Raw genomic sequence first — 16,719 nt, 5'->3', positions numbered from 1 at the left:
GTAAGCTCGGGGTGAATATACCGAGCCTCGACGAATAGTAAATACCTACAAGTACTTAGCTCTGGCCTGCAAAGCCCTAACCCTAAAGGGGTAGAACATGTCGCTTGACCTTCATAGCCTGGCTTGGCACCGATCGGTTGGAAAACTGATCATGCAGCTCAATCGCCCTGAGTTCTGGAGTTCGTTGATTCGCGTATTGAATGAATATGTGCAGATAGACAATTGGGTGGTGCTGGTTTTTGGCGACCACGCAGTGCGTGTGATCAGCCTGCCCGAAGTAGCAGACAGCGAAGAAATCGACGCCTTTATTCACCGCTATGTGAAAGGCCTGTATCTGCTGGACCCGTTTTATATCGCTGATCGAGAAAACCCACAGAGCGGGTTCTTCCATCTGCTCGACATTGCGCCGGAACACTTCCGGGAAACCGAGTACTACCAGCAATATTTCGCGCAATACATCTCGGTCGATGAGGCGCAATACAATGTAAGGCTCGATGCCGGTACAACGCTGTGCATGTCGTTTGGCAGCAACCTGCGATTCACCCAGGCGCAGATAACGGTATTGGACATGATCAAGCCGTGGGTAACGGCAATGATGCATCAACGCATGGGCTTTGAAACTGACCCGGCAAAAAATCTTGCCGAGCCGGCCCCATGGGCTGAGGCACTTACTCAGTTGGAAGCACAAGTAACGGCACGTGAAAAGGACGTACTCAAGTTACTGCTCAGTGGGTTCTCCAACAAAGAGATCGCCGGCAAGCTGTCGCTGTCGACGGAAACCATCAAGGTTCACCGCCGCAACATCTACAGCAAGCTGAATATCAAATCGCAGTCCGAACTGTTTGCGCGGTTTTTTATGCCACGGCAGGAGATTCCTTCGACGCTTTGAACGGGGGCGGTGCGCTGGCGAAGTAAATTGCGCACAAACAAAAACGCCGATCATCACTGATCGGCGTTTTCGTTAAATATGGAGCGGGAAACGAGACTCGAACTCGCGACCCCGACCTTGGCAAGGTCGTGCTCTACCAACTGAGCTATTCCCGCAAATGGCGTCCCCTAGGGGACTCGAACCCCTGTTACCGCCGTGAAAGGGCGGTGTCCTAGGCCACTAGACGAAGGGGACACGCTACTGAAACACATGGTGTGTGTTCCAGTGCCCAGAGGCCTTGTCCGAAGACTTGGTCCTGGTTTCACTCAATGCCGCCCGAAGGCCACACTGCTTGTAAATTGGAGCGGGAAACGAGACTCGAACTCGCGACCCCGACCTTGGCAAGGTCGTGCTCTACCAACTGAGCTATTCCCGCATATGGCGTCCCCTAGGGGACTCGAACCCCTGTTACCGCCGTGAAAGGGCGGTGTCCTAGGCCACTAGACGAAGGGGACACACGTACAACATTCACTCCCTACCGCGTTTCGCTGTGTGCTTTACGCTGTAAGTGGCGCGCATTCTATGGATGGATTGAAAGGTCGTCAACCCCCAAGGATAAATTTATTTAAATCAATGACTTCGCCATGGTTTCACGGCCTTCGCGGGCATTGGCACCGTCCGAGCCTTGACGCCTATATTCTGGCGTTCGACAAGACGCTATAGTTCACCCAGGCAAATGATGGCAATGTGCATCCATTCAGGGAACGCCTACTTATATAGAAGAAATCACCTGGGCAACTGGTCGATCGGTCCTATCCGCCGGATGACCCAGTCACTACACTCCACAGCAAACCCTATTAAAGAGGTCACACCAGTGACACCACTCATGATCACCCTGCTGGTAATAGCCGGGATCGTAATACTGATCGCCATTGGCTACATGAACCACGTGGTGGAAAACAACAAGCTGGAAAAGAAGCGTACCGAGATCGAGCTTAACGATCGGCTGCGTCGCTGCGGTGAAATTACCGAGACCTTCCCCGGCCAACTGATGACCCCAGCGCTCAAGCTGTTGCTGGCTCGCCTGGAACTGAACGTCAACCAGCGCCTGTTGAATCTCAACAAGTCCAGCACACCGCTCAAGGCGCGTATCACCGAACTGAATGCGCTGATCGCCCAAGGCGAATCGATTCCGGTGGCCAACCCACCGGCACCGATCCAGACCGAGGCCAAGGCCAAGGACGTGCGCTTCCTGCTCGAAGCCCTGCACGGCCAAGTCACCCGCGCCGCGCAGGATGGCTTCCTGCCGACCAACGAAGCCAAGCACTGGATCAAGGAAATCCGTCATATCCTGGTGCTGCTGCACATCGAGTTTTTCAACAACCTCGGCCAGCACGCCCTGCTGCAAGGCCAACCCGGCCAGGCACGCCTGGCGTTCGAGCGCGGCGTGCAGTACCTGCGCAAACAGCCGGAGCCTGTGCTCTACAGCGCCCAGTTGCAACTGCTGGAGTCCCAATTGGCGCGCGCCAACTCCACAGTGCTGACCAACAGCCAGCCTGCCGAGGACGAAGTCAACGAGTTGACCGAGGGCTTGAAAGTTGTTGACGCTGACGCCGAGTGGAAGAAGAAAGCTATTTACGATTGATGGCATCGCGAGCGCAATGCTCAAAGCAACGAAGGTCAAAGGTGGGGCTTGCCGGCGACGACGTCGGCTCAGCAAGGATTGATGTTGACTGACCCGCCGCTTTCGCGAGCAAGCCCGCACACAGTTCGATGGTGGGGTGTCAGGTAGATCAGCATCGGCTGGCAGGCCTTTATCGCAGGCAAGCCAGCTCCCACAATGGGGCCGCTAAGGAAAATCCGATTCTGCCACATGCCATTAATATGACCCTATCCCCCCGCCCCCGACTAGCGTAAAAAAGTGCCCCTCACTCCGTGAAACTAGAGGCCTGTTATGCCTGTCGCCGTGATTGATGGACAACCGCTGCACTATATCGACCAGGGCGCCGGCCCCGTCGTGCTACTGGGTTCGAGTTACCTGTGGGCCAGCGACATGTGGGCGCCGCAGATTGAAGCGCTGTCGCAGCAATACCGCGTGATCGTCCCCGAGTTGTGGGGCCACGGTGAGTCCGGGCCGTTGCCAGCAAACACCCATTCCCTGGATGACCTCGCCCGCCAGGCCCTGGCGCTGCTGGATCACCTGGGCATCGAGCAAGCCAACCTGGTGGGGCTCTCGGTCGGCGGCATGTGGGGCGCACGCCTGGCGCTGCTGGCTCCCGAGCGCATCAACAGCGTGGTGCTGATGGACACCTACCTAGGGGCTGAACCCGAAGCAACGCGCCAGTACTATTTCTCGCTGTTCAAGATGATTGAAGACGCCGGGGCGATCCCCGAACCGTTGCTGGATGTGATCGCACCGATCTTCTTCCGCCCGAACATCGACCGCGAATCCGCGCTGTACCAGGGCTTTCGCCAGTCACTGCAAGGCTTCCCCAAAGAACGCTTGCTGGACAGTATCGTGCCACTGGGCCGCCTGATCTTCAGCCGCAAAGACATCTTGGCGCACTTACCTGCATTGGACTCCGACACCACCCTGGTGATGTGCGGCGAGCAGGACAAACCCCGGCCACCCGCCGAGTCCGAGGAAATGGCCGACCTGATCGGTTGCAGCCTGATCCTGATCCCCGAAGCCGGGCATATCTCCAGCCGCGAGAACCCGGATTTCGTCAACGAGGCGCTGCTGACCTTCCTCGCCAACCACGCCTGATCGCCCAGCCCTCAGATCGCAGCGTCTACGCTGCGATCAAAGGCGGAAATGCCCCACCATCCCCTTGAGTTGCGCGCCCAACTGCGCCAACTGGATGCTCGAGGCGGCATTGCCTTGCATGCTCAACGCAGAATGATCGGCACTCGCCCGAATACTGGTGACACTGCGGTTGATCTCTTCGGCCACCGAGCTTTGCTCCTCGGCGGCGGCGGCGATCTGTTGGTTCATCTGCTGGATCAATGAAACAGCCGCCGCAATGCTGCCCAAGGCCCCTTCGGTCTCCAGTGCATCACTGACCGCCAGTTTCACCAGCTCGCCACTCTGCTGGATCTGCTGCACCGAGGACTGCGCCGCACTGCGCAGCGTGCTGACCAGCCGTTCGATTTCCTCGGTCGATTGTTGGGTGCGCTTGGCCAGTGCCCGCACTTCATCGGCCACCACCGCAAAGCCACGCCCCTGCTCACCGGCACGCGCCGCCTCAATCGCAGCGTTCAAAGCCAGCAAGTTGGTCTGTTCGGCCACGCTCTGGATCACGCTCAAGACGGTACCTATATTCTGGATTTGCGCGCTGAGGCTTTCGATGCTGGCGCTGGCACTGTTGCTCGACGTCGCCAGCAATTCGATACGCTGAAGGCTCATGCGTACCACCTGTTGGCCGCTATCGACTTTGGCATCCGCGGTCTGCGCGGCTTGGGCCGCCTGCTCGGCATTGCGTGCCACATCGTGCACCGTGGCGGTCATCTGGTTCATCGCCGTGGCGACTTGCTCGGTTTCGTCCTTCTGGTTGCTGACTTCGGCAGTGGTTTGCTCGGTGACGCTGGACAATGAATGCGCGGAGCTGGCGAGCTGTTCGATCCCCGCCTGCAACCCGCTGACCATCTGGCTCAAGCTATTGCCCATCTGCTGCATCGCCTGCATCAACTGGCCGATTTCATCACGACGGCTGATCTCCATGCGCCCACTCAGGTCACCCGAGGCGATCTGCTGGGCCACGGCGATCACCGCGCGCAACGGCGCAACAATCAAGCGAGTGATCACCCATGCAGCGATCAAGCCCACCAGCAGCGCCAGGGCGGATGAGCCGATGATCAGCAACGTGCTGTGCTGCAACTGTGTTTGCATGGACTGGTCTTCGGCGGCATACGCCTGGTTGACCCGGCTGACCACTTGCTCGGCGCGGTCATGCAATTGCGTGTAGACCACTTTTTCCTGGGCCAGCAGCCCGGTGTATTCGCCGAGCTTTTCACTGAACGACGCGATATGCCCGGCGACTTCGTTGAGCACGGTCTGGTAGCCGGGGTCCTTGACCGTGGTTTTGAGTGTCTCGACTTCAGCCAGGGCCTGGTCGGCTTGCTCGATCTTGCCCTGCGCGGCGTCGTCTGCGTCCGCCCTGCGGCTCTGATCCAGGCGCACCCGCGCTTCGTTCATGGCCTGCAACATCAGCCGCGACACCTGGCTGACCTGCCCTGCCTGCTCGATAAACGCCGCGCCCTCCTTGCCTTGGCTTTCCTTGAGGCCATAGGCGCCGTCGTCCGCCAGCCCGGCTTGCAGCACATCCAGGTTATTGGCCACGCTGGACACCGACCAACTGGCCATTTCCAGGGCGAGGTCTTTGGTCTGGGTCAACTCGACGAACTCATCGAATGCCTGGCGATAGGCGACCAAAGCTTGCTCAACATCACCCATCACTCGCTCGTTGCTGGCGGACCGTGCCTTGAGACGCGTGGCCTGGGCCATCAGCGCATCGACACTGGCACGCAGGGCCTCAACGGCCTTGGGGTCGGCGTGCAACGCATAGTCTTGCTCGATCAAGCGCACCTTGAGCAGGTCGCTGTTGAGCGTCGACATCGACGTAAGGCCTTCGAAGCGCTGGCCGATGGTCTGCAGGGACCACACACCGATGGCCGCTACCAGGGCCGTCAACAGCAGTACCAGGGTAAAACCCAAGCCGAGTTTTTTTGCCATACCGAGGTTGGCGAAACGTCGTTGCACGCCCGAAATCATTGCACTTGATCCTCTTGCGATGGCAAATGCCATAAGCCAGGTTTACAAGCAGCGAGATTCGCAACCCCGAGGCACTGAGCACAAGCCGCTGGCGCCGGAATAATGGCAAAAAGCTACATGTGCGTCGTTTTCAGAATGGTCGAGGTCGATCTCGCTGCACCCATAGCGCGGAACAGCGTCAATGCGCGTTGATCAGCGGCGTAGGCCACATTGATGCGCAGCCATTCGCTGCGCTCACCCGTGGGGCTGAACAACGCACCCGGCGACAGCAACACACCCAGCCGCTGGGCGCAGGCTTGCAATCGCAAGGGGTCGGCCAAGCCTGGTCGTGCCCACAGGAACATCCCGCCCGCGGGTGCGGCAAATACCTGCCACTCTTCATCCTCCAGCACCTGCAGAGTGGCAGCCATCTGCGCAGTCAGGCGCTTGCGCAGGCGCTGCATCCACTTACGGTAAGTGCCGTTACTCAGCAACGTCGCCACCATGGCTTCGGCAAACCGTGAGGTGCCGATGCCTGTCAGGGTCTTGAGCTGGACCAATTGCGTGATGATCGCGGCATTGGCGCACAGGTAACCCACGCGCAGGGCACTGCTCAGTGTCTTGGAAAAGCTCGACACATAGATCACCCGCTCATCATGGGCAAGCGCCGACAAGCGTGTGCAACTGGCATGTTGCAGGTCGCCGTAAACGTCCTCTTCGATAATCAGGAAGTCGCGCTCGCGTGCCAACTCCAACAAGCGCTCCGCCACCGGACGACTCAAACTGGTCCCCGTGGGGTTGTGATACAGGCTGTTGATGAACAGGCACTTGGGCCGGTGGGTGTGCAGCAGCGCTTCCAATGCCGGAATATCCGGGCCACCACGGGTGCGCGGCACTTGCAGCAGCGTAACGCCCTGAAAGGCCAGCTGGCGATAGAGATTGCCATACCCGGGTGTCTCGACCACCACCTTATCACCTGGCTTGAGCAGCGTGCGTATCAGCAGGTCCTGGGCATGGCTGGCGCCGTGGGTGGTGAGAATACGGTCCAGGCTGGTGGGCACGTGTATCTGGGTCAGGCGTTTGAGCAGTTGTTCGCGCAACGCCGGCAACCCCAAGGGTGTGCTGTAGTTGAACAGGCCGCCAGTGTCGGTACGGCTCAGTTCGCGGATCGCGTAGTTGATGTCATCGCTTTCGCGCCAGGTGTCGGGTAGCCAGCCGCAGCCCAGCTTCAGCTGGCCCAGTGGGCCATCGGTAAATGCCCCCCAGCCCTGTTCCGCACCCTCATACCAATGGTTTTCCTGGACCGTCGTGGGTGACGCCACCACAAACCCCGAGCCATGTCGGGGGGCCAGCAGCCCCTGGGCCACCAATCGTTCGAATGCCTCGATCACACTGGCCTGGCTCAGCAGGTTATCGAGGGCCAATTGGCGAATGGACGGCAAGCGTGTGCCAGGGCTCACCCCCTCCTTGCGAATCCATTCTGCCACCGCGCTGACGATCTGCTGAACAACCGGTACCAGGGCTTGTCGATCGATCCCTAAATCCATGAGCCACTCACTTCAACTGTCTGTTAACCCAAAACAGTTAAGCACAGAAGCTCAGTAAAACCGGCCGCCAACTTTTATTAAAGTATTGATTTTATTGGGTTATTTACCTAGTGAAACATATTCGGGCGCAGCCCACTGCCCGCCATGGAAACGCCCCACAGCACCTGGCTCTGTTTTCGAATGCCACGCGACCTGCCGTCCTAGATCGCTGTCGCGCCGCCGTCCACCGCCAGGGCCTGACCGGTGGTAAATGCTGCGCCATCACTGCACAGGTACAACACGGCGCTGGCGATTTCCTCAACCTTGCCAATGCGTCCGACCGGGTGCATGGCGGCGGCAAACTCAGCCTTGCGTGGGTCGGCCTCATAGGCGCGGCGAAACATGTCGGTATCAATCACGGCCGGGCAGACCGCATTCACGCGGATTTTCTTCTTCGCATACTCGATGGCCGCCGACTTCGTCAGCCCGATCACCGCATGCTTGGACGCCGCATAGATGCTCATCTTCGGTGCCGCCCCCAACCCCGCCACCGATGCGGTGTTGACGATGGCCCCACCGCCCTGGGCCAACAGCAACGGCAGCTGATACTTCATGCACAGCCACACGCCTTTGACGTTAACCCCCATGATCGCATCGAACTCATCAAGACTGCCGTCGGCCAGCTTGCCCTTCTCGATCTCGATGCCGGCGTTGTTGAAGGCGTAGTCCAGGCGTCCATAGGTGGCGACGGTCTGAGCCATCAATTGCTGCACGTCCGCGTCGAGCGTGACGTTGCAGCGCACAAATATCCCTTCGCCACCGGCCTGGTGGATCAATGCCACAGTGCCCTCACCTCCCGCCACATCAAGGTCAGCGACCACCACCTTCAAGCCTTCGGCGGCGAATGCCAGCGCGGTGGCGCGGCCAATACCAGCGGCGGCGCCGGTCACCAAGGCGACCTGGCCGGAAAACGTCATGCTCATGGGAACTGTCCTGTGGGGTTAGTAGCGATGGAGCGAGTCTAGCCAACGCCGGGAGCCGCACGTCAGCACTATCAGAAGGCCGGTTGGCGCTGCATGAATCGCAGTGATAAAGCGGACCGGCTGATTATCAATGAGGCCTATTGCCGGGCATTCGCCTGCGCCGCACACCCTTGCCCTTCTGCCACTGAGGGTCTATCACTCATGTTCCATTTCTAAAGAGTCCTTGCCATGACCGCCCAGACCAACCGCCAATTTCTGCTCGCCAAACGCCCGGTCGGTGCCGCCACGCGCGAGACCTTCACTTACCAGGAAGTACCGGTGGGCGAACCCCAGGAAGGCCAGGTGCTGGTGCGCAATGAATACCTGTCCCTCGACCCGGCCATGCGTGGCTGGATGAATGAAGGCAAGTCCTACATCCCACCAGTAGGCATCGGCGAAGTGATGCGCGCCCTGGGCGTAGGCAAGGTGATTGCCTCGAAGCATCCGAACTTCGCGGTGGGGGACTACGTGAACGGTGCACTGGGCGTGCAGGATTACTTCCTTGGCGAGCCCCGTGGTTTCTATAAGGTGGACCCCAAGCTAGCGCCCCTGCCCCGCTACCTGTCCGCCCTGGGCATGACCGGCATGACGGCGTACTTTGCCCTGCTGGACACCGGCGCACCGAAAACCGGTGACACCGTGGTGATCTCTGGTGCTGCCGGTGCCGTGGGTAGCATCGCCGGGCAGATCGCCAAGCTCAAAGGCTGTCGCGTGGTGGGGATCGCCGGTGGCGCCGAAAAGTGCAAGTTCCTGGTGGATGAGCTGGGCTTCGACGCCGCCATCGACTACAAAAACGAAGACGTGCCCGCCGCCCTCAAGCGCGAGTGTCCCAAAGGCGTGGACGTGTATTTCGATAACGTCGGCGGGGATATTCTCGACGCCGTGCTCAGCCGCCTGGCGCTCAAAGCCCGCGTAGTGATTTGCGGCGCAATCAGCCAGTACAACAGCAAGGAAGCGGTCAAAGGTCCGGCCAACTACCTGTCATTGCTGGTCAATCGTGCGCGCATGGAAGGCTTTGTGGTGATGGACCACGCGGCGAACTTCGCGGCGGCGGGCCAGGAAATGGCCGGCTGGATGGCCCAGGGCAAGCTCAAGAGCAAGGAAGATATTGTCGAAGGGCTGGAGACATTCCCGGAAACGCTGATGAAGCTGTTCAATGGCGAGAACTTCGGGAAGTTGGTGCTCAAAGTCAGCTGAAACAACACAAAAACAAATGTGGGAGCTGGCTTGCCTGCGATGCAAGCAACTCGGTTTCTAAGTGATACCCAGTTGATACTATCGCAGGCAAGCCAGCTCCCACATTTTTGCTCACTCTAAAAATCAGGCGATCTCGGCGACGACCGCTGCCAACGCCTTGGCAGGATCCGCCGCCTGGCTGATCGGACGGCCAATCACCAGGTAATCCGAGCCCGCATCCAGGGCCTGGCGTGGGGTCAGGATGCGGCGTTGGTCATCCTGGGCGCTGCCGGTGGGACGGATACCCGGTGTCACCAGTTGCAACGACGGGTGAGCGTTCTTCAAGGCCTGGGCTTCCAGGGCCGAACACACCAGGCCGTCGAGGCCGGCTTTCTGCGCCAGGGCTGCCAGGCGCAACACCTGAACCTGCGGCTCGATATCCAGGCCAATACCTGCCAGGTCTTCACGCTCCATGCTGGTGAGCACGGTTACACCGATCAACAACGGTTTTGGGCCGCTGCGCTGTTCCAGCACTTCGCGGCAGGCGCTCATCATGCGCAGGCCACCGGAGCAGTGCACATTGACCATCCACACGCCCATCTCGGCCGCGGCTTTGACGGCCATCGCCGTGGTGTTGGGGATGTCATGGAATTTCAGGTCCAGGAACACTTCGAAGCCTTTGTCACGCAGGGTGCCGACGATTTCCGCCGCGCAACTGGTAAACAGTTCCTTGCCGACCTTGACCCGGCAAAGCTTGGGGTCCAACTGGTCAGCCAGCTTCAGTGCGGCGTCACGGGTGGGGTAATCCAGGGCGACGATGATAGGAGTCTGGCAGACGGACATTGGAATGGGCTCTCAGGCAAGTCGAAATCGGCGCGGATTGTAGCGCAAGCAGCGCCGTTGCGGGATCCGATGATCGGTAAATACTGATCAAGCGCCCAATACCGGCGATTCAGAGCAATTGTTTCAACCCCGATACATTCACGACACGCCCCCAATACGCCGCCCGGCTAGCCTCGCGCACATGACCGTCCGCCCAGCACTTCCAGCCCTGGAACTGGGCGCCTATGCTGACAGCCACACTCAGGCAGATGACCTCGCTATGCATACCCCTTGCGACCCTGTAAACGAAGCGCCAAAAGACGCGGTGATCGCCGAAGACAAGCGCTGGAATACTCGCGCGCTGATTGTCGACGACGACGTGCCGATCCGCGAACTGCTGATCGACTACCTGGCACGCTTCAATATTCTCGCCTCGGGCGTCACCGACGGCACCGCCATGCGCCAGGCCATGCAAGCGGAGACCTTCGATGTGGTGGTGCTCGACCTGATGCTGCCGGGCGAAGACGGGCTGACATTGTGCCGCTGGCTACGCGCCGAGTCGGATATTCCGATTTTGATGCTCACCGCCCGCTGCGAACCTACCGACCGCATTATCGGCCTGGAACTGGGCGCCGATGACTATATGTCCAAGCCGTTCGAGCCGCGGGAGTTGGTCGCGCGTATCCAGACCATCCTGCGCCGGGTGCGTGATGACCGCACCGAACAGCGGGCCAATATCCGTTTCGACACTTGGCGCCTGAACAGCGTGCTGCGCCAGCTGGTGGCCGATGATGGCCTGGTGGTGCCGTTGTCCAACGCCGAGTTTCGTTTGTTGTGGGTGTTTATCGAACGCCCCCGCCGTGTGCTGAGCCGCGAACAGCTGCTGGACGCGGCCCGTGGGCGTTCCATCGAGGCCTTTGATCGCAGCATCGACCTGCTGGTGTCGCGCCTGCGCCAGAAGCTGGGGGATGACCCCAAGGCTCCGCAATTGATCAAGACGGTACGCGGCGAAGGCTACCTGTTCGACGCCCGGGATATCGGTTGATGCGCGCGCCCTTCAACACGCTGTTCGGGCGACTGTTCGGCCTGTTGCTGGTGGCGATTGTGCTGGCCCATGTGCTGGCGTTCTTCTGGTTCCACCACTACGGCCCGCCGCCACCACCCCGCGCGGCCTTCGTCGAACAACCAGATGGCAGCCTCACGCCCTTGCGCAAGGCGCCTCGCCCCTGGTTCGGCGGCCCGGTGGTGCCCCTGACATTTCAATTTATCTCGCTGATCATCGCTGCCTGGTACGGCGCCAAACTGCTGAGCCGGCCAATCCAGCGCCTGAGCGCAGCGGCCGAGCGCCTGAGCGTCGACCTCGACAGCCCGCCCCTGGTGGAAACCGGCCCTCGCGAAGCACGCCAAGCGGCCTCGACCTTCAACCTGATGCAAAAGCGCATCCGCGAACAAGTCAGCCAGCGCGCACGCATGCTCGGCGCGGTCTCCCACGACCTGCGCACCCCGCTCTCGCGCCTCAAGTTGCGCCTGGAACAAATCGAAGACCCCAAGCTGCAAGGCCAGATGCGCCAGGACCTGGACGACATGATCGGCATGCTCGATGCCACCTTGAGCTACCTGCACGAACAGCGCACCAGCGAGACACGGCACTGGCTCGATGTACAGGCGTTGGTGGAATCCCTGAGTGAAAACGCCCAGGACCAAGGCCGCGACGTGCAGTTTGCCGGCACCTGTACACCGTTGCAGGTACAGCCGATGGCCCTGCGTTCATGCCTGAACAATTTGATCGATAACGCCCTGCGCTATGCCGGCACCGCCCGGGTGGAACTGGCCGACAGCCGCGGTGCGTTGGTAATCCGGGTGATCGACCACGGCCCGGGAATCGCCGCCGATAAGCGCGAAGCGGTGTTCGAGCCTTTCTTTCGCCTGGAAGGGTCGCGCAACCGCAATTCGGGAGGGGTCGGTTTGGGGATGACCATTGCCAGGGAGGCCGTCGAGCGACTCGGCGGCCACCTGAGCCTGGAAGATACACCGGGCGGTGGGTTGACGGCGGTGATGTGGTTGCCGAGGGGGTGAAGTATCCAATTACACAACCATGGCACGACGCCGCACCTGTGGGAGCTGGCTTGCCTGCGAAAGCGGTAGTGCAGTCACAGATGCGGCGACTGACACACCGCCTTCGCGGGCAAGCCCGCTCCCACAGGGGATCTTCGCCTAACTGACTGAAATGAGGGCAATCTCCCTTCCACAGCTACAGTGCCGCACCACAGTTAGGTACACCCATCAGTTACACGGTTTGTCTTCACGACGCACTTGCGCCTGGCTCGCGCTCCAGTCTGTCAACAGGCTGTAGGCCACCGCCAGCAACGTCGGGCCAATAAACAGGCCGATAAAGCCGAACGCTATCAACCCGCCAAATACACCCAACAACACAATCACCAACGGCAGGTTGCCGCCACGGCTGATCAGGTACGGCTTGAGCACGTTATCCACGCCGCTGATCACGAACGTGCCCCACACGCCCAGGAATACCGCGTAGGTGTAGTCGCCCTTCCACGCCAGCCACGCCGTGGCCGGGATCCACACCAGCGGCGGCCCCATGGGAATAAGGCTGAGCAGGAAAGTCACGATACCCAGCACCAGCGCGCCCGGTACGCCGGCGATCAGAAAGCCGATCAGCGCCAGCAGCGCCTGGGCCGCAGCGGTGCCGATCACACCATTGACCACTCGCTGTACCGTGCCAGCCACCAGTTCGATGTAATAGCCGGCGCGTTCGCCGATCAGGCGCTCCAACAGGCGGTGCACAAACATCGCCAGGCGCGGCCCGTCACGGTAGAAAAAGAATACGAAGACCAGGCTCAGGGTCAGCTCGAGAATGCCGCCGCCAATTTGCGCACTGCGCGCCAACAACCAATTGCCGACCTGGCCCAGGTACGGCTTGATGCTCACCATCAGCGCCGCGCCTTGTTGATCAATGCTGTCCCAGGTCGCCACCAGGCGCTCGCCTACAAAGGGGATCGACCCCAACCAGGTCGGCGCCTCGGGCAAGCCGTCGACCTGGATGTCCTTGATCAGCGCCACCGCATCACGCACATGGTCCGCCAGGTTGAACCCCAGCCATACCAATGGCACCGCCACCAGCAACATCCAGCCCAACGTCAAGATGCCAGCGGCCAGGGACTCCCGGCCGCCGAGCCAACGGGTGAGCAAACGCATCAGCGGCCAGCTGGCAAATGCCAGCACCGCGCCCCAGAACAGCGCCGACCAGAACGGCGCCATGACCCAGAAGCTGGCACCAAACAGCACCAGCAGCAGGATTTGCACCAGCAGGCGATCGTTATTGAGCATCGGGTATCTCGAGAAGAAGGCTGTAGGAAGAGAGCTTAGGCGAACGGCGCGGGTCCGTTCGCCCGTGTGATGCTTAGCGTATCAGATGCAGATGCAGTCCTTGGGTTTCACCGGCGCCGGTTTCCAGACGGGCGGTGCGCACGCCCTTCTCCACCAGCGCCTGGCGCCAGGCCTCGGTGTGCGGCCCGCTCAGGCTCACGCGCAGGGTGGTGTCGAGGTTCAAGGCACGGGATATCAAGGTCAGCCAGGTGTCATCAGGCTCGGCGCCCAGCGCGGGGAAATCCAGCTCGCCGGTGCTTTTGAGTTCACGCAGCAGGGTGGCCGAGGTGGGCAGCAGGTTGCCCAGAGGCGCGCTGGCGTCGAGTTGCTCCACATGCAGGTAGGCGCGACGGTTTCCGCGGGTAATGCCATACAGCGCGACCAGGGAATTGTCCTGCGGGGCGGCCAGGCGAAGCAGCAGGTACTCCTGTTGGCCGTCGGCGCCCACTAGCTTGGCGTTACCAAACACCTCGTTGGCCCACAGGCTGCTTTCGCCACAATCGCGGGCCTTGCACCAGAACAACAACTGCGCGCCCTTGGCCTGCAAGGCTTCGCGTGTTGCGGTAAAGGCGGCGCTGGAGCTGTGTTCGGCGGGTAGTTCATAGGTGATGGCAGTGGCTGGGCCGCGTGCGATGGCCTGGCCTTCGTAGCGCAACTGGCCGCTGATCTTGCGGATTGCGCCCATGGGGTAGATGCGTTCCTTGTCTTCAGCAGGGCGGTAATCGACGATTTGCGCATCAACCTGACGGGCTACCGCCGGTAAATCCTGGCTGCCGGGCAGATCGGCGGCAAATACCAGGGGGCTGAAACAGCAAAGGCCAAGGGCACGGATACATCCTTTACCCAGGCTCATCGGATCAATGAGCCCTGGCCAATGGTGGTCACAGCAATATTGAGTGTGTTCATGGTTGACTCCCTTTCAATCCGCCCAGCCTCGGCAGTTGACCCCGCCAAGTCAAGGCGTGGAGAAGAACCGATTGAAACAGTCTGCAACAAGAGCTGCACCGGGCTCGTCATTCAGGTGTAAATGATGGCCGCCTGGCAGCGTGGTAACCGTGAAAGGTAGCTGAGAAAGCAATTCGGAATGTTTCGCCAGCATGCCGTCAGCCGCGACCACCAACTGGGTAGGGCACCCTACCCTTCGCACGAAAGCCATGGCCTGTTCATCGGTCAGGCGCATCGGCGACGCCAGGGTCAGGCGGCTATCGCTGCGCCAAGTGTAACCGCCCGGCACCGGCATCAAACCGCGCTGGGCCAGGAGTTGCGCCGCTTCACGGCTGACCGCCACCACGCCTTTCATCCGCGCCTCAACGGCCCGATCAAGGCTGTTGTAGACGGGTTTGCGCTTGTCCTGCAGGCTCAATTGCGCCTGCAACGCCATGCCCAGGCGCTCGGCCGCGTTCTCGCCGCTGGCGGTCGGTGGGATCACGCCGTCGATCAGGCCCAGGTGTGTCACCCGCTCCGGCAAGGCCCCGGCCAACACCAGGGAGACTATGGCGCCAAGGGAGTGGCCAAGTAATGCAAAACGTTTCCAGCCCAGTTGCTCGGCCACCTGCAGCACGTCGTAGACGTAATCCCACAAGGCATAACCGGCGCCAGCCGGGCGGTGCGCCGAATGCCCATGCCCCGCCATGTCCAGGGCGACGATGCGCAACCCGTGCAACTTGGGCGCCAGGCGCGCAAAGCTGTTGGCGTTGTCCAGCCAGCCATGCAAAGCAATCACCGGCAGCCCATCCTCGGCCCCGAACAGATGCGCGGCCAATTCGATGTGCGGCAAGCTCAGGCGAACCTCTTCGACAGGCGTACTCATGCGCAACTGCGCTCGCGGGCCTGCCAGCGGGCGAACAGGTTTTTGATCAAGGCAGCGGTGTCCTGGGGGCGTTCAAGAGGGAACATATGGCCCCCGGGCATGGTGAGCATTTCGCCCATGGGCAAGCGGTCGACACCGCTGGCATGGTGACGCATCACCACCTGGCTCTGGCGGCCACGCACCACGGCCAGCGGCACCTTCAACTGGCGCACCTGGCCCGGGCTGGTGTGGGGCACGCCGCGATAGATGCTGATTTCGGTGGCTGGGTCGAACCGCAGGCGCAGGCGATCGCCCACTTGCTGCAGACCATGTTGCAGGTACGCGTCAAAGCAATCGGGGTCAAAGCCACGGAACAGGGTCTTGCCGGCGAAATAGCTGCGCGCGGTGTCCAGGTCGGTGAATTCTTCGCGCCGGCCAAGCGTGCGCCCAGCCGGGGTGAGGCGGTCGATAAAACCAAAGCGCTTGGCAGCGCGGATCACCCAGCGGTCTGCGCGGGTGAGCACCGGCGAATCCAGCATCACCACGCCCCGGTACAGGTGCGGGCAGCGCATGGCCGCGTGCAAATGCAGCACGCCTCCCAGGGAATGGCCCACGCCCCATACCGGTTCTGGCTGCTGCTCCAGATGGTGGATCAGTTCGTCCACCAGGTTCTGCCAGTTATCATCCACCGGGAACCTGGGGTCGTGACCGTGCTGCGGCAGATGTGCCACCGCATATTCCGGGGCCAGGGCGGCAAACAGCTTGCCGTAAGTGGCCGAAGGGAAGCCATTGGCGTGGGTAAAAAACACGTGCTGCGACATACAGGTTCCATCAACAAAAACAGAGGGGGATTGTCACCATGCCCGGCCTCTATAGCAATGACTGTAACTGCCAGGAATGATGACACTCACGCCACGCCTATCGCGCCGGCGGTTGTTCACCCAGCGGCACCACGGCCATGGTCAGGCGCGAGACACAACTGGCCTTGCCCTCGTCGCTGCTCAAACGGATGTCCCACACTTGGGTAGTGCGCCCGATATGAATAGCCTTGGCCACCGCCGTCACCCGACCGCTGCGCACACCGCGCAGATGGTTGGCGTTGACCTCCAGGCCCACGCAATAGAACTTGCTTGCATCAATGCACAAGTAGGCGGCCATGGAGCCGACACTTTCGGCCAGCACCACCGAGGCCCCGCCGTGCAGCAGGCCGTAGGGCTGATGGGTGCGGTGGTCGACCACCATACTGGCGGTAAGGGATTCGTCGTCGAAGCTTTCGAAACGAATATCCAGCATTTCACCGATGGTGTTTTTCTGGATCGCGTTGAGGTGTTCGATATTCGGTTGGGTACGCCACAGGCTCATACGGTTGTCCTTGTTGG

Annotated in this window: 15 protein-coding genes, 4 tRNA genes and 1 pseudogene; 6 read left to right on the top strand and 14 right to left on the bottom strand. The window is 60.8% G+C overall.

Annotation, left to right across the window (positions count from 1 at the left end; translation table 11 throughout):
* Window positions 1–97: 97 nt before the first annotated feature.
* The gene (locus tag GH769_RS05610) at window positions 98–889 is read left to right on the top strand and encodes a LuxR C-terminal-related transcriptional regulator (RefSeq protein WP_014717763.1); all 792 of its coding nucleotides are present in this window, start codon (window positions 98–100) and stop codon (window positions 887–889) included.
* 79 nt (window positions 890–968) lie between these two features.
* Here the strand turns inward: GH769_RS05610 and GH769_RS05605 are convergent.
* The 4 genes from GH769_RS05605 to GH769_RS05590 all read right to left on the bottom strand — a co-directional run bounded on the left by GH769_RS05605 (window position 969) and on the right by GH769_RS05590 (window position 1,383).
* Window positions 969–1,044 (bottom strand) — tRNA-Gly (locus GH769_RS05605).
* 3 nt (window positions 1,045–1,047) lie between these two features.
* Window positions 1,048–1,123, bottom strand: a tRNA-Glu gene (locus GH769_RS05600).
* A 105-nt stretch (window positions 1,124–1,228) separates the two neighbouring features.
* A tRNA-Gly gene (locus GH769_RS05595) sits at window positions 1,229–1,304 on the bottom strand.
* Between the two features lie 3 nt (window positions 1,305–1,307).
* A tRNA-Glu gene (locus GH769_RS05590) sits at window positions 1,308–1,383 on the bottom strand.
* 371 nt (window positions 1,384–1,754) lie between these two features.
* Here GH769_RS05590 and GH769_RS05585 point away from each other — a divergent pair.
* Both GH769_RS05585 and GH769_RS05580 read left to right on the top strand, forming a co-directional pair.
* On the top strand, window positions 1,755–2,513 hold the full coding sequence (locus tag GH769_RS05585; RefSeq protein ID WP_019816693.1) for a hypothetical protein: 759 nt from the start codon (window positions 1,755–1,757) through the stop codon (window positions 2,511–2,513).
* A 309-nt stretch (window positions 2,514–2,822) separates the two neighbouring features.
* Window positions 2,823–3,635 (top strand): alpha/beta fold hydrolase, encoded by an 813-nt coding sequence (locus GH769_RS05580; RefSeq protein ID WP_032903006.1) that lies wholly within the window; start codon window positions 2,823–2,825, stop codon window positions 3,633–3,635.
* Between the two features lie 36 nt (window positions 3,636–3,671).
* Here the strand turns inward: GH769_RS05580 and GH769_RS29330 are convergent, their stop codons facing one another.
* The 4 genes and pseudogenes from GH769_RS29330 to GH769_RS05565 form a co-directional block, all read right to left on the bottom strand.
* Window positions 3,672–4,514 carry a methyl-accepting chemotaxis protein gene (locus tag GH769_RS29330; protein WP_370706333.1) on the bottom strand — a complete coding sequence of 281 codons (843 nt, stop codon included), beginning with the start codon at window positions 4,512–4,514 and terminating at the stop codon, window positions 3,672–3,674.
* A 15-nt stretch (window positions 4,515–4,529) separates the two neighbouring features.
* Window positions 4,530–4,757, bottom strand: a pseudogene (locus tag GH769_RS29325) (HAMP domain-containing protein); the annotation flags it as partial.
* Window positions 4,758–5,752: 995 nt separating this feature from the next.
* A complete protein-coding gene (locus GH769_RS05570) occupies window positions 5,753–7,165 on the bottom strand; it encodes a PLP-dependent aminotransferase family protein (RefSeq protein ID WP_032903001.1) in 1,413 nt (470 codons plus the stop codon).
* 200 nt (window positions 7,166–7,365) lie between these two features.
* Window positions 7,366–8,127, bottom strand: coding sequence for an SDR family oxidoreductase (locus GH769_RS05565; RefSeq protein WP_014717758.1), 762 nt, complete (start codon window positions 8,125–8,127; stop codon window positions 7,366–7,368).
* A gap of 228 nt (window positions 8,128–8,355) precedes the next feature.
* Between GH769_RS05565 and GH769_RS05560 the strand changes: the two genes are divergently transcribed.
* Complete coding sequence (locus tag GH769_RS05560; protein ID WP_032902999.1) at window positions 8,356–9,363, top strand: NADP-dependent oxidoreductase; 1,008 nt, start codon at window positions 8,356–8,358, stop codon at window positions 9,361–9,363.
* A 123-nt stretch (window positions 9,364–9,486) separates the two neighbouring features.
* Here GH769_RS05560 and pyrF read toward each other — a convergent pair whose 3' ends face one another.
* A complete protein-coding gene (gene pyrF, locus GH769_RS05555; protein ID WP_003190068.1) occupies window positions 9,487–10,185 on the bottom strand; it encodes an orotidine-5'-phosphate decarboxylase in 699 nt (232 codons plus the stop codon).
* Between the two features lie 259 nt (window positions 10,186–10,444).
* On the opposite strand from pyrF, the gene GH769_RS05550 reads away from it, so the two are divergent.
* Both GH769_RS05550 and GH769_RS05545 read left to right on the top strand, forming a co-directional pair.
* The gene (locus GH769_RS05550; protein ID WP_014717756.1) at window positions 10,445–11,209 is read left to right on the top strand and encodes a response regulator; all 765 of its coding nucleotides are present in this window, start codon (window positions 10,445–10,447) and stop codon (window positions 11,207–11,209) included.
* Window positions 11,209–12,240, top strand: coding sequence for a HAMP domain-containing sensor histidine kinase (locus tag GH769_RS05545; RefSeq protein ID WP_032902998.1), 1,032 nt, complete (start codon window positions 11,209–11,211; stop codon window positions 12,238–12,240). Before GH769_RS05550 ends, GH769_RS05545 begins: the two co-directional genes overlap by 1 nt.
* A gap of 207 nt (window positions 12,241–12,447) precedes the next feature.
* On the opposite strand, the gene GH769_RS05540 is transcribed toward GH769_RS05545, so the two are convergent.
* The 5 genes from GH769_RS05540 to GH769_RS05520 form a co-directional block, all read right to left on the bottom strand.
* On the bottom strand, window positions 12,448–13,512 hold the full coding sequence (locus tag GH769_RS05540) for an AI-2E family transporter (protein ID WP_003190063.1): 1,065 nt from the start codon (window positions 13,510–13,512) through the stop codon (window positions 12,448–12,450).
* A 73-nt stretch (window positions 13,513–13,585) separates the two neighbouring features.
* The gene (locus tag GH769_RS05535; protein ID WP_019816697.1) at window positions 13,586–14,404 is read right to left on the bottom strand and encodes a DUF4892 domain-containing protein; all 819 of its coding nucleotides are present in this window, start codon (window positions 14,402–14,404) and stop codon (window positions 13,586–13,588) included.
* A 102-nt stretch (window positions 14,405–14,506) separates the two neighbouring features.
* Window positions 14,507–15,361, bottom strand: coding sequence for an alpha/beta hydrolase (locus GH769_RS05530; protein ID WP_032902996.1), 855 nt, complete (start codon window positions 15,359–15,361; stop codon window positions 14,507–14,509).
* Window positions 15,358–16,161, bottom strand: a complete 804-nt coding sequence (locus GH769_RS05525) for an alpha/beta fold hydrolase (protein ID WP_032902995.1) — start codon at window positions 16,159–16,161, stop codon at window positions 15,358–15,360. Before GH769_RS05525 ends, GH769_RS05530 begins: the two co-directional genes overlap by 4 nt.
* 97 nt (window positions 16,162–16,258) lie before the next feature.
* Window positions 16,259–16,702, bottom strand: coding sequence for a hotdog fold thioesterase (locus tag GH769_RS05520; RefSeq protein ID WP_014717751.1), 444 nt, complete (start codon window positions 16,700–16,702; stop codon window positions 16,259–16,261).
* Window positions 16,703–16,719 lie beyond the last annotated feature (17 nt).

It is taken from the genome of Pseudomonas sp. CFSAN084952 (assembly GCF_009648855.1).
GTDB classification, from domain to species: Bacteria; Pseudomonadota; Gammaproteobacteria; order Pseudomonadales; family Pseudomonadaceae; genus Aquipseudomonas; species Aquipseudomonas paracarnis.
Note: the sequence above shows the minus strand (reverse complement) of the source record. Positions and strands in the feature narration are given on the sequence as shown.